Origin of the sequence: Vibrio sp. D401a (assembly GCF_030248515.1) — a bacterium.
GTDB classification, from domain to species: Bacteria; Pseudomonadota; Gammaproteobacteria; order Enterobacterales; family Vibrionaceae; genus Vibrio; species Vibrio rotiferianus.
The window spans coordinates 1-12,412 of record NZ_JAHGAI010000067.1; the positions used below are offsets into that span (position 1 = coordinate 1).

The 12,412-nt window shown below is 46.6% G+C and carries 11 protein-coding genes; 2 read left to right on the forward strand and 9 right to left on the reverse strand.

Annotated features, from left to right (window positions below; all coding sequences use genetic code 11):
* Positions 1-269: 269 nt before the first annotated feature.
* From fre to trxA, 6 genes are all read right to left on the reverse strand, one after another.
* Complete coding sequence (fre, locus tag KIV41_RS23010; protein WP_071236528.1) at positions 270-983, reverse strand: NAD(P)H-flavin reductase; 714 nt, start codon at positions 981-983, stop codon at positions 270-272.
* 14 nt (positions 984-997) lie between these two features.
* Positions 998-1,267, reverse strand: coding sequence for a 2Fe-2S iron-sulfur cluster-binding protein (locus KIV41_RS23015; protein WP_009696789.1), 270 nt, complete (start codon positions 1,265-1,267; stop codon positions 998-1,000).
* Positions 1,264-3,117: a 4-hydroxy-3-polyprenylbenzoate decarboxylase gene (ubiD, locus tag KIV41_RS23020; protein WP_252041345.1), complete on the reverse strand. Its 1,854-nt coding sequence runs from the start codon at positions 3,115-3,117 to the stop codon at positions 1,264-1,266. Before ubiD ends, KIV41_RS23015 begins: the two co-directional genes overlap by 4 nt.
* 136 nt (positions 3,118-3,253) lie before the next feature.
* On the reverse strand, positions 3,254-4,246 hold the full coding sequence (locus KIV41_RS23025) for a hypothetical protein (protein WP_285337746.1): 993 nt from the start codon (positions 4,244-4,246) through the stop codon (positions 3,254-3,256).
* Positions 4,247-4,352: 106 nt separating this feature from the next.
* Positions 4,353-5,612, reverse strand: coding sequence for a transcription termination factor Rho (rho, locus tag KIV41_RS23030; RefSeq protein ID WP_005440042.1), 1,260 nt, complete (start codon positions 5,610-5,612; stop codon positions 4,353-4,355).
* A gap of 196 nt (positions 5,613-5,808) precedes the next feature.
* Complete coding sequence (trxA, locus tag KIV41_RS23035) at positions 5,809-6,135, reverse strand: thioredoxin TrxA (RefSeq protein ID WP_005458583.1); 327 nt, start codon at positions 6,133-6,135, stop codon at positions 5,809-5,811.
* Positions 6,136-6,246: 111 nt separating this feature from the next.
* Here trxA and rhlB point away from each other — a divergent pair, with 111 nt between their 5' ends.
* Together rhlB and gppA are read left to right on the forward strand one after the other, a co-directional pair.
* Positions 6,247-7,560, forward strand: coding sequence for an ATP-dependent RNA helicase RhlB (gene rhlB, locus KIV41_RS23040; RefSeq protein WP_010444566.1), 1,314 nt, complete (start codon positions 6,247-6,249; stop codon positions 7,558-7,560).
* Between the two features lie 19 nt (positions 7,561-7,579).
* Positions 7,580-9,073, forward strand: coding sequence for a guanosine-5'-triphosphate,3'-diphosphate diphosphatase (gppA, locus tag KIV41_RS23045; RefSeq protein WP_285337747.1), 1,494 nt, complete (start codon positions 7,580-7,582; stop codon positions 9,071-9,073).
* A 204-nt stretch (positions 9,074-9,277) separates the two neighbouring features.
* On the opposite strand, the gene KIV41_RS23050 is transcribed toward gppA, so the two are convergent.
* The 3 genes from KIV41_RS23050 to recQ all read right to left on the reverse strand — a co-directional run bounded on the left by KIV41_RS23050 (position 9,278) and on the right by recQ (position 12,337).
* Complete coding sequence (locus tag KIV41_RS23050) at positions 9,278-9,952, reverse strand: 7-cyano-7-deazaguanine/7-aminomethyl-7-deazaguanine transporter (RefSeq protein ID WP_005378770.1); 675 nt, start codon at positions 9,950-9,952, stop codon at positions 9,278-9,280.
* Between the two features lie 234 nt (positions 9,953-10,186).
* Positions 10,187-10,492, reverse strand: a complete 306-nt coding sequence (locus KIV41_RS23055; protein WP_285337748.1) for a DUF3630 family protein — start codon at positions 10,490-10,492, stop codon at positions 10,187-10,189.
* A gap of 9 nt (positions 10,493-10,501) precedes the next feature.
* Positions 10,502-12,337 (reverse strand): ATP-dependent DNA helicase RecQ, encoded by a 1,836-nt coding sequence (recQ, locus tag KIV41_RS23060; RefSeq protein ID WP_005451195.1) that lies wholly within the window; start codon positions 12,335-12,337, stop codon positions 10,502-10,504.
* Between the last annotated feature and the right edge of the window lie 75 nt (positions 12,338-12,412).

Below are 12,412 nucleotides of genomic sequence, written 5' to 3' on the forward strand. Positions count from 1 at the left end.
TCTCTCAAAGCGGAGGTGCATTCTAACGAGATAATTGAGAGTGTCAAACACTTTTTTCAATTTATTTTCTCAGAAGCTTTTCACCTCTCCGACCCTGCTGAAGCCTTATCGCGTCTGCCGTGTCGGTGGATGCGCATTATAGGGAACTCAGATCCGTTCGCAACCCTTTTTTGAAAAAAAATGGAAAAAACTGACTGTTCGATGACTATTTCATCAAAAAAGCAAAAAAGAGGGTAAAAAACCCTCTTTTTCTGCCTCAAAAGCCGTATTTAAATGAACGCGTACGCGTCTGCGAACATACGTTCACTCTTAGCTTTCTTGTTCTGAGTGAACTGTTCACGCGCTGCGCCAGCCATTTCGAAGCGACCTGCAATATAGATATCGTAGTTTTCTAAGCTTTCGAAATCTTCACTCACCGCTTGTAGCACGTTACCAACTTTACCTTGCCAATCGGTAGGTGCTTCTTCTACTACTGGAATAAAGTGAACGTTGGCAAACTTTTCAGCGATCTCGACCAACTCTTCTTTAGCGTAAAGTTGGCAGTTATCACGCGCACCCCAGTATAAATAGATAGGGTTGGTTTTGTTCTGTGCAACACAGTGATCCAGAATCGAACGCACGTAACTAAAGCCAGTACCACCAGCAATCAATAATAGTGGGCGTTCGCTTTCTTCTTGAACCCAAGCATCACCATGTGGGGCATCAATCTCGATATGACCATTTGTTTCTAATGCCGCTTGCATTGCTTCAACAACTTCTAGTGCATAAGCGTTGTGTTCCGCCGCACCGATGTGCAGTTCAAGTTCACCTTCATGACGACAAGGACTGCTTGCAATAGAGAAAGGACGCTTGTCTTTTTCACCCATCACAACCATTAGGTACTGACCTGCTTTAAAAGGTACAGGTGATTCTGGGTGTAGAAGGATTTGATAAGTATTACAAGCTAACGGCTGAATAGACTTTACTTTACATTGGATGGTCATGGTGTTCCTCTCGCTTACTCATCAAAAGTAAGCACTAAATTACTTTCTGTATAGGCTTGGCAAGGGAATATCCAACCTTGCTGTTGCTCTTTTTCGGTTAGCATCGGTTCGAGGTGGTAACTCACCTCACCCGTCAGCTTTTTACACATACACATGGCGCAAGCGCCAACTTGGCAACGGTGGGGGAAGCGAATATTATTGTTGAGCGCGGCTTCCAACACCGTCTCCCCTTCTTTTACTTGGAACGTAACGTCCATCGGTAGAAGGTGGACTTGATGACTCATAGAATACCTAACTGGTTCCAAATCTCATCGACTTTAGCCACAAGTTTAGGATCTTTTTTGATAGGTGTTCCCCACTCGCGCGTGACTTCGGATTCGAACTTGTTGGTCGCATCAAATCCTAATTTGGATGAACTATCAGTCTTACCATGCACTTGAATAGTGTCTCTATCTGGATCCATTCGGGTTGTTACAGCCCAGATGATGTCATTCCAATCTCGTGCATTAACGTCATCGTCGCACAAGATAATGAATTTGTTATCCGTGTACTGAGCAAAGAAGCCCCACAGGTATTCCATCAAGGCTTGCGATTGACCAGCTTGGTCTTTCTTCATGGTCACAACAGCGAACTGGTTATTTGCTGTTGCTGGTAGATAGATATCGACAATCTCAGGGCGTTGCTGTTTTAGCGTATCTAGATCAGACTGGGTAATCACTTTATTGTCACGTTCGTTGACCTTGATGCGTGTCGCCAGTTCAGCATCCCATTTAATGGTCGCATCTAAACCCATCTTGGAGCCAAGACCAACCACAGGCGAAGCAAAGTCAAGTGAGTCGATTGGCGTGTTGTCTATCATCAAGGTGTCACGTACAGGATCCATATGCTCTGACATGGCTTTCACGACATCATTCCAATCTCGCGCGTTTACCGATTCATCGCACACAATAACAAACTTGGTGTACATGAATTGACGTAAGAAAGACCATACGCCCATCATTACGCGCTTGGCATGTCCTGGGTACTGCTTCTTCATAGTGACGACCGCCATTCGGTACGAACAACCTTCTGGCGGTAGGTAGAAGTCCTCAATCTCTGGAAACTGCTTTTGCAGAATCGGCACAAAGACTTCGTTTAATGCCACACCCAATACAGCTGGTTCATCTGGCGGACGGCCTGTGTAGGTACTGTGGTAGATTGGGTCTTTACGCATGGTAATGTGCGTAATGGTGAACACGTGGTGTTTTTCTTTTTCGTTGTAGTAGCCAGTGTGGTCGCCATAAGGACCTTCATCGGCAAACTCGTTCGGGTCGATATAGCCTTCCATCACGATTTCAGCGCTCGCTGGCACTTCCACATCATTACTGACTGACTTCACGACTTCCGTTTTGCTGCCACGTAGCAAACCTGCAAATGCGTATTCCGATAGCGTATCTGGCACTGGCGTTACTGCACCAAGAATGGTTGCGGGGTCTGCACCAAACGCGACTGAAACAGGGAAAGGTTTACCTGGATTGGTTTCCATCCAATCACGCAGGTCAAGCGCACCACCACGATGAGCCAACCAACGCATGATGATTTTGTTCTTGGCAATTTTCTGCTGGCGATAAATACCTAGGTTCTGACGTTTCTTGTTTGGACCCTTGGTCACGGTTAAGCCCCACGTAAGCAGTGGCGCAACGTCTTCCGCCCAGCAACTCATCACCGGGATTTTATCCAAATCGACTTCATCACCTTGCCACACAATCTCTTGGCATGGCGCTTTACGTAGGCGCTTGGCTGGCATGTTCAATACTTGCTTGAACACTGGCAATTTTTCCAATGCGTCTTTGAAGCCTTTTGGTGGCTCAGGTTCTTTCAAATAAGCCAGCAGCTTACCGACTTCTCTCAATTCTTTAACGTCTTCACGTCCCATACCAATCGCGACACGCTCTGGCGTACCAAATAGGTTCGTCAAAACAGGTACATCGTAGCCAATTGGGTTCTCAAACAACAGCGCGGGGCCACCAGCACGCAAGGTACGGTCGCTGATCTCTGTCATTTCGTAAGCGGGGTCGACGGGGTGAGTGATGCGTTTAAGTCGACCTTTCTGTTCTAGGTGGTCGATAAATTCGCGTAAATCCTTAAAACTCATAGGCCTTCATGCTGGCTGATTAAACTGTCCGCAGTATAACAAATAGGAGGACGCTAAGATCCTCCTATTTTGTGTGGGTATGTGAACTCGATAACGACAAGAATCGTTACTTAAAGAACAATGGCTTCAACAACGGCTATTCCAAGAATTCTGCAATCTGTCGTGTTTTTACTTGGCGATTACTTGAAACAAGCTCTTCCAACCACGAGTGGTGCCCTTGCTTTACGAGTTCTCTTGCAACCAAAGTGGCTTCTTCGGAAAGTGCCATCTTGGCCACTAAGAATTGTTTTACGTCATGAGAGAGTGGATTGGATCTGGTGAGCAGCTCAATAGCATAAGGTTTTAAGGTTGGATTGACAGTGGAATTCATCAATTGTTGCAATGAAAATTCGTCACCAACTTCGGCAAGCCTTGCCAGCTCGGTTTGGCTATTATAGTCCGCACGCATTCGCCACAGCAGATCATACATTGCCTCACTTTGACTGACTTGTGCCAAACGCACGACCACCGCTGTTGATGGCAGCCAACTAGTCACATTAGCATGAGTTAATTGTTTAATCAGGGCTTCAAGTGCATCCGGCGATAAGCTGTCCAGCTCACGAATAAGTAACGCTTCTCTGGTTTGTACATGTTGCGAAGTGCCTGTTAACCAATCTTTTAGATTAAGTTCTTGGCGCTCTGCCGCTAACACAAACTCCAACGTACTTTGGTCTTGTTTCCAACGTTTAATCAGACGACTAGCAATAGAAGGAAAGTTAAAAGCAGGTACGGTGAATTCGTAACCGTCGCCGCGCTCTAGTACTTGGTAAGTTGGAGTAATACTAATCTGAGATTCGACAAAAATCGCCATTCTTGGCGTGAGGATGATTTCTTGTTGTTCAAACTTTTCGAGCAAAAGAAAGCGGACGACTTCTTGTTGAGGGAAAGCAAGTCGGTCTAGGGAAAATTTAAGCGAGTCAACCTCGTCTCTGACGGCATAATCAAGCAGTTCAGATACTTTGGTCTGTATTTGGGTATCCTGAAGCCACTGCTCTACCACAGTTTCCTGCATTTCCTTGGCAGATAACGTTGCTGGTAGCGTTATAAGTGACAAGCTCAGGAGTAATGACGACAACATTCCTTGTTGCATGTTAACCTCCCGATAACATTTCCTTCATTCTGCTGCTTATCTCGGGAGAAAGCAATAAAAAAGCCACCGATATACGGTGGCCCTTCGCAGAATTACTTATCTGAGACTATTGACGACGCATCGCATCGAAGAACTCGTCGTTGGTCTTCGTCATCGCTAGTTTGTCGATGAGGAACTCCATTGCGTCGATTTCGCCCATTGGGTGAACAATCTTACGCAGAATCCACATCTTCTGAAGTTCTTCGTTCTTAGTTAGAAGCTCTTCACGACGTGTGCCGCTGCGGTTGAAGTCAATCGCAGGGAATACGCGTTTCTCTGCAATCTTACGGTTCAAGTGGATTTCCATGTTACCTGTACCCTTGAACTCTTCGTAGATAACTTCGTCCATCTTAGAGCCAGTATCAACAAGAGCAGTAGCAAGGATAGTTAGGCTGCCGCCTTCTTCTACGTTACGTGCTGCACCGAAGAAACGCTTAGGACGATGTAGTGCGTTTGCATCCACACCACCAGTTAGTACTTTACCTGATGAAGGTACTACGGTGTTGTATGCACGAGCTAGACGAGTGATAGAGTCAAGCAGGATAACTACGTCTTTCTTGTGTTCAACAAGACGTTTTGCTTTCTCAATTACCATTTCCGCGACTTGTACGTGGCGAGAAGCTGGCTCATCGAACGTTGACGCAACCACTTCACCTTTAACTAAGCGCTGCATCTCGGTTACTTCTTCTGGACGTTCGTCGATTAGAAGTACCATCAACTCACACTCAGGGTGGTTGTATGCGATGCTTTGAGCGATGTTTTGCAGAAGCATTGTCTTACCCGCTTTAGGCGGAGCAACAATCAAACCACGTTGACCTTTACCGATTGGCGATGCCAAATCTAGTACACGTGCCGTGATATCTTCTGTTGAACCATTACCGCGCTCCATAACCATACGCTCATTAGCGTGTAGAGGCGTTAAGTTCTCAAATAGGATCTTGTTACGAGCGTTATCTGGTTTGTCGTCGTTAACCGTATTGACTTTAAGAAGAGCAAAGTAGCGCTCACCGTCTTTTGGTGGACGAATTTTACCAGCGATTGAATCACCAGTACGTAGGTTGAAACGACGAATCTGACTTGGCGAAACGTAGATATCATCAGGGCCAGCAAGGTATGAGCTGTCTGCGCTACGTAGGAAACCAAAGCCGTCTTGCAGAATCTCCAGAACCCCATCGCCAAAGATGTCTTCGCCGCCTTTCGCGTGCGCTTTAAGAATAGCGAAGATGATGTCTTGTTTTCTTAGACGAGCTAGGTTCTCAAGACCTAGGCTTTCGCCAAGCTTTACAAGGTCAGACACAGGTCTGTTCTTCAGTTCAGTAAGATTCATGGTGGTGGATGCTTGTTTAGTCAAAATAAGATCTATTTTCTAGTTAAGATGGATTTGGTCTCAGGATCGACCAAGAAGAGAAATTTGTTCAATTAACGCGCGATAAGTTAGCACTAATTAATATTCTAGTCCAGAGTTAGAAAAACAAAACCGTGCATTATCACTTTGCACGGTTTTGTTCTGAATCACTTGGTGATTATAGGTTTGCGTCCAAAAACTCTTTTAGCTGAGTCTTAGACAGTGCACCAACTTTCGTTGCCGCCACGTTACCGTCTTTAAATAACAGTAGCGTTGGAATGCCGCGAATACCAAACTTAGGTGGTGTACCTGCGTTATGGTCAATATTTAGTTTACCGATAGTGAGTTTGCCTTCGTACTCTTCTGCAATTTCGTCCAGAATTGGAGCAATCATCTTACAAGGACCACACCATTCTGCCCAGAAATCAACAAGAACCGGGCCTGCAGCGTTGATTACATCGTTTTCAAAACCGTCATCAGTAAGCTGCAAAATCTTATCACTCATCTTCCACTCCAATGTGTTTTTTGAAACTGGTTGGATGATAACCAGTAATTAGATGCCCTATTGGAATGTATTTACTTTCGTATTGCAAGCTTTAGCTGATATTCTATAGCCATGAAAAAGACGCATATCACAGAGCAAAAGTTCGCCGATTTGGGATTAAATCCACAAATTACTGAAGGTTTGGAGAAAAAAGGGTTCGAATTTTGTACCCCAATTCAAGCCTTGGCGTTGCCGGTACTGCTCACCGGCCAAGACATTGCAGGCCAGGCCCAAACGGGTACTGGTAAGACGCTTGCGTTTCTTACTGCTACCTTTAACCACCTATTGACTACACCTGAGCATGAAGGTCGTAAGCCAACTCAACCGCGTGCTATCATCATGGCACCAACCCGTGAGCTAGCGATTCAGATCTTTAATGATGCGGAACCTTTGATTGCGAGTACAGGTCTTAAAGCTGCCTTAGCTTACGGTGGCGAAAGCTACGATAAGCAACTATCGAAGCTTCAAGACGGTGTAGATATCCTGATTGGTACGACTGGTCGTATTATCGATTTCTACAAACAGCGCGTATTCAACCTAAACAACATTCAAGCGGTTGTACTCGATGAAGCCGACCGTATGTTTGACCTTGGCTTTATTAAAGACATTCGTTTCTTGTTCCGCCGTATGCCAGAACCAAAAGAGCGTTTGAACATGCTGTTCTCAGCGACGCTTTCTTACCGCGTTCAAGAGCTGGCATTCGAACACATGCACAACCCAGAGCACGTTGTGGTTGAGCCAGAACAAAAAACCGGTCATCGCATCCAAGAAGAGCTTTTCTACCCTTCGAACGAAGACAAGATGGCACTGCTTCAAACCCTGATTGAAGAAGAATGGCCAGATCGCGCGATCGTTTTTGCCAACACTAAGCACAAGTGTGAATCGATTTGGGGTCACCTAGCAGCAGATGGCCACCGTGTTGGTCTACTGACTGGCGATGTACCGCAGAAGAAGCGTGAAAAGATTCTTGAGCAATTCACTCGCGGTGAAGTTGACCTATTAGTAGCAACTGACGTTGCAGCACGCGGTCTACACATCCCTCAAGTAACACACGTATTTAACTTCGATCTGCCTGATGACTGTGAAGATTACGTTCACCGTATCGGTCGTACGGGCCGTGCCGGCGCAAGTGGTCACTCTATCAGCTTCGCTTGTGAAGATTACGCAATCAACTTGCCACCAATCGAAGAATACATTGAGCACGCAATCCCAGTTTCTGATTACGACGCTTCGGCTCTAATCCAAGATCTGCCTGCACCACTTCGTATGCGCGCGCCTCGTACTCAACAACGTCGCACCAATACAGGTGGCACTCGCTCTGGTAACCGCAAGCCGCAAGGACGTCGTCCTCGTCAACCGCGTCAATCAGCGCCAAAACAATCATAAAAGGAAACTGAAGTCGTTTATGAGTCAAGCAGGATCATCACCGCTATACGCCGCCATCGACCTCGGGTCGAACAGTTTTCACATGCTCGTTGTGCGTCATATCGATGGCAGCGTTCAAACCATGGCTAAAATTAAGCGCAAAGTTCGCCTAGCGGCGGGCTTGGATGAACGTAATTCTCTTAGTACGGAAGCTATGCAGCGAGGATGGGACTGCTTAAGTCTATTTGCAGAACGCTTGCAGGATATTCCTAAACAGAACATCCGTATTGTCGGTACCGCGACTTTGCGTACCGCAACCAATGTAGATGTTTTCCTAGAGAAGGCGAACCAAATTTTAGGTCAACCTATCGAAGTCATCACAGGTGAAGAAGAAGCCGCCACTATATATAAAGGCGTTGCTCACACTTCGGGAGGCAGCGGTCGCCGCCTTGTGGTCGATATTGGCGGTGCAAGTACCGAGCTGATTATCGGTGAGGGCTTCGAAGCGAAAGCGCTAACTAGCCTTAAGATGGGTTGTGTAACATGGTTGGAAAGCTTCTTTAAAGACCGCCAGTTGAACGCACGCAACTTCGAGTCTGCCATTGAAGGCGCAAAACAAACCTTAAAGCCAATCTTAGAGCAGTACACCGACCTAGGTTGGGATGTGTGTGTGGGTGCTTCAGGTACAGTTCAAGCACTGCAAGAAATAATGCTAGCGCAAGGTATGGACGAAGTAATTACTCACTCCAAACTTAAGCGTCTACAAAAGCAGGCGATGCTTGCTGATCACTTAGAAGAGCTCGATATTGAAGGTCTGACCCTAGAACGTGCTCTGGTATTTCCAAGTGGTTTATCTATTTTAATTGCAATCTTTGAGCTACTAGAAATTGATGCCATGACACTGGCTGGCGGCGCTCTGCGTGAAGGGCTGGTGTATGAGATGGTTGACGAGCTTCGTCAAAACGACATTCGTGCTCGTACCATTTGTAGCGTACAAAGCCGTTACCAATTGGATTGCGAGTACGGTGAGCAAGTGGCAAACCTCGCTAATAATCTACTTGAGCAAGTCGGTGGTGAAGCTTGGGTTGCAGAACCTCAAGGTAAAGTCCTGCTGGAAACAACAGCTAAGCTGCACGAAATCGGTCTGACTATCGACTTCAAAAAAGGTGGAGAGCACAGCGCTTACCTACTGCAGCATTTAGATTTGCCTGGTTATACGCGTGCGCAAAAGTTCTTTATTGGTGAAATTGCACGCCGCTACCGCGAACAGCTCACCTCCCTGCCTGAGCAACATGCACTTTCAGGTAACAGTGCGAAACGTGTATTACGTCTATTGCGTTTGGCTGTTTTACTTAGTCATCGTCGTAATCCAGACCTAGTACCAAATGTCACTCTAAAAGCAGAAGGCGACAAGCTAACGCTCAGCATTGAAGCCAAATGGTTAGATGCAAACCCGCTGACGGCCGCTGAGTTGGAAATTGAATCCAACCGTCAAACAGACATCGGTTGGCCGTTAAGTATTGTGACTTGTTAAATCTCACGATAACTTATTGCTTAGTTAAAGGTCCCTATTGGGACCTTTTTTGTTGCTCATTTTTACCTTCGTACAGCTTAGGGAGCTTTTGGACACCCATGATCTAATTGCTCCTCACGCTGTACAAAACCCTCTAAATCCCAGTAAGCAGGTACAAAAAAGCCGCTTGATTTGAGCAAGCGGCTTTCGGGGTTCCCACTGATATTAAGACTGAACGCTTGTCGTCACCTTAAAGTCAGGGTTCACCGCAGTCAGCTTCTTAATTAGGTAATTCAGTAATACGCCGTACATAGGAACGAACAAACCAAGACTGATAATCAGTTTGAAGCCGTAATCCACCAGCGCGATTTCCGTCCAATGCTCCGCCATAAATGGATCTGGACTTTGGTAGAACGCAATGGCGAAGAAAGCGATAGTATCAAGTGCATTACCGAAAAGCGTTGAACACGTTGGAGCCACCCACCATTGCTTCATTTGACGTAAGCGGTTGAACACGTGCACATCCATGATCTGACCAAGTAGGTACGCCATGAAGCTAGCAATCGCGATACGAGCAACGAATAAGTTAAACTCCCCTAGGTGACCAAAACCTTGGAATTGACCTTCGAAGAACACCACCGATAAGAAGTAAGACACTGCTAAAGCAGGCAACATCACTAAGAAGATGATCTTACGTGCCAACTGAGCACCGAAAATACGCACGGTTAAGTCAGTCGCTAAGAAGATAAATGGGAAAGTGAATGCACCCCAAGTGGTATGGAAACCGAAAATAGTAAACGGTAGCTGAACTAGGTAATTGCTAGATGCAATAATGACTAGGTGGAATAGAACCAGATAGATAAGGGCGTTGCGCTGCTGCGCAGGGGTAAAGTTACTCATGCGATACCTTTTTAGTTTGGTTTGGGGGTGAGGGAACCCAAATCGAGTCACTGAATAAAGTGGCTCTTACCAACAATGTAAAATAAAAAATAAACTGGCTTGGCTCATTCTGAGCGAAGCGGTGGGCGATTATACATTAACCACTTTTCGCCGCAAGTCGTCTGTTTTACGCAAACGTTTGAGCATAAAAAAGGGTGTTTCATGTGAAACACCCTCTCTAGAAAAACTCTATTTTTAGAAACCGTGCTGGAACAATCCTGCAAGATAATCCAACTCTTCCCTGCTCTCTTCAATCGCTAACGCTTCAAACCAAATCGCTTCGCTGTAATGCTCTGCTTTCATAAACAGTCGGCAACCTTCAAAGTCAATCAGCCAAGAGTGAATGTCCGCATCCCATTGCTTTTCCACCACAGTTGCAGAAAGCAAGCCGACTAAACGCTCACCTAAGGCAGGAAAGCTATCAAGGTCAAAGCTCGGCGCGGTAATGATTAAGCGCCCTTCTTGTGCCATGTAATCCGCTAAGCCAAATTCCTTGTGCATTTTGGTTCCTTATCCGTGGTGAGTAATGTGTTCTTGAATCAAATCAAGGAATGGATCGGCGTACTTCTCTAGTTTGCGCTGACCAACGCCGCTGACTGCCAGCATTTCGCCGTAAGACGTTGGCAGAATTTCCGCCATATCAATCAGAGTCGCGTCACTGAAGACCACGTATGGTGGCAAACCATCTTCATCAGCAATCGACTTACGCAGCTTACGTAACTTAGCAAACAGCTTTTTGTCGTAGTTCTTGCTGGTCAGTTTGTCCGACTTCGCCGCACGTGCTGCGGTGTCTAAACGTGGAACCGCTAACTCCAGAGTCACATCGCCACGCAACAACGGACGCGCCTCTTCGGTAAGTTGCAACGTTGAGTTACGCGTGATGTTTTGGAACAACAGCCCTTTGTGGATTAACTGACGGAAGATACTCACCCAGTAATCATGGCTGTGATCGCGCCCTATCGCATAGGTAGAAATCTTATCGTGTCCATTTTCACGTACACGAATGTTTTGCATGCCACGTAGCACCTCTACCACGTAGCCCATACCAAAGCTCTGATTCACTCGGTACACACAAGATAACGCCTTACGCGCTTCTTCCGTGGCATCAAAGTGTTTCGGTGGATCTAAGCAAATATCGCAGTTGCCACATGGCTTCTCACGATACTCACCAAAGTAATTCAATAGCACCTGACGACGACAAGTCTGCGCCTCAGCAAAGGCACTCATCGCATTCAGTTTGTGGGTTTCCACCTGCTTCTGTGGACCATCGTCTTTCTCATCCAACATACGGCGCAGCCAACTGATGTCCGCAGGGTCATACAACATCATCGCTTCCGCAGGCAAACCATCACGCCCTGCACGACCCGTTTCCTGATAGTAGGATTCAATGTTGCGCGGGATATCAAAGTGAACCACAAAACGCACGTTTGGTTTGTTGATGCCCATACCGAATGCCACGGTCGCCACCACGATCTGGATATCATCGCGTTGGAAAGCTTCTTGAACGTAAGCGCGCTCATCGGCATCCATACCTGCGTGATAACCAGCTGCACGAATGTGGTTGTTACACAACTTCTCAGTCACCATCTCAACTTTCTTACGGCTACCACAATAGATGATGCCGCAATTACCCTTCTGGGTCTCAAGATAACGAACGATTTGCGAAACCGGCTTGTGCTTCTCAACTAAGTTGTAGCGGATGTTAGGGCGGTCGAAGCTGCCTAGGTAAACCTCTGGATTATTGAGTTGCAGACGCTCAAGAATATCTCGGCGCGTTGCGTCATCCGCCGTCGCCGTCAGCGCCATAAATGGCACATGGGAAAACTGCTGCTTAAGCTGACCAAGCGCGGCGTATTCTGGACGGAAGTCGTGTCCCCACTGGGAAATACAGTGCGCTTCATCGACGGCAATCATCGATAGCGGCAAGTTTTCCAAGCGCTCAATGAAATCACGCATCAATACGCGTTCTGGCGAGACGTACACCAACTTAAGATGCCCAGTGTGCATGCGGTTATACACGCTGAGCAGCTCTTCACGAGGCATGGTCGAGTTAATACACTCAGCCGCTACACCGTTGGCTTTAAGTTGATCCACTTGGTCCTTCATCAGCGAGATAAGCGGAGAAATGACCAAAGTAATGCCAGAGCGAACCAAAGCAGGAATTTGATAACACAGCGACTTACCACCACCAGTAGGCAGGATAACTAAGCTGTCGCGACCTTCTACCGCGGCGTCAATCACCAACTGCTGACCATCACGGAACTCTTGGTAACCAAACACATCCTCCAACACACGTTGAGGCGTTACAGGCGAGTCTGATTGTTCGGCTAACAAGGTAGAGGTCATGAAAAATCTCAGATTGGGTCTTAAAAAGAGGTGCTTATGCATGCCACTAGCACGCAAAGTGAGGGCACATTGTAA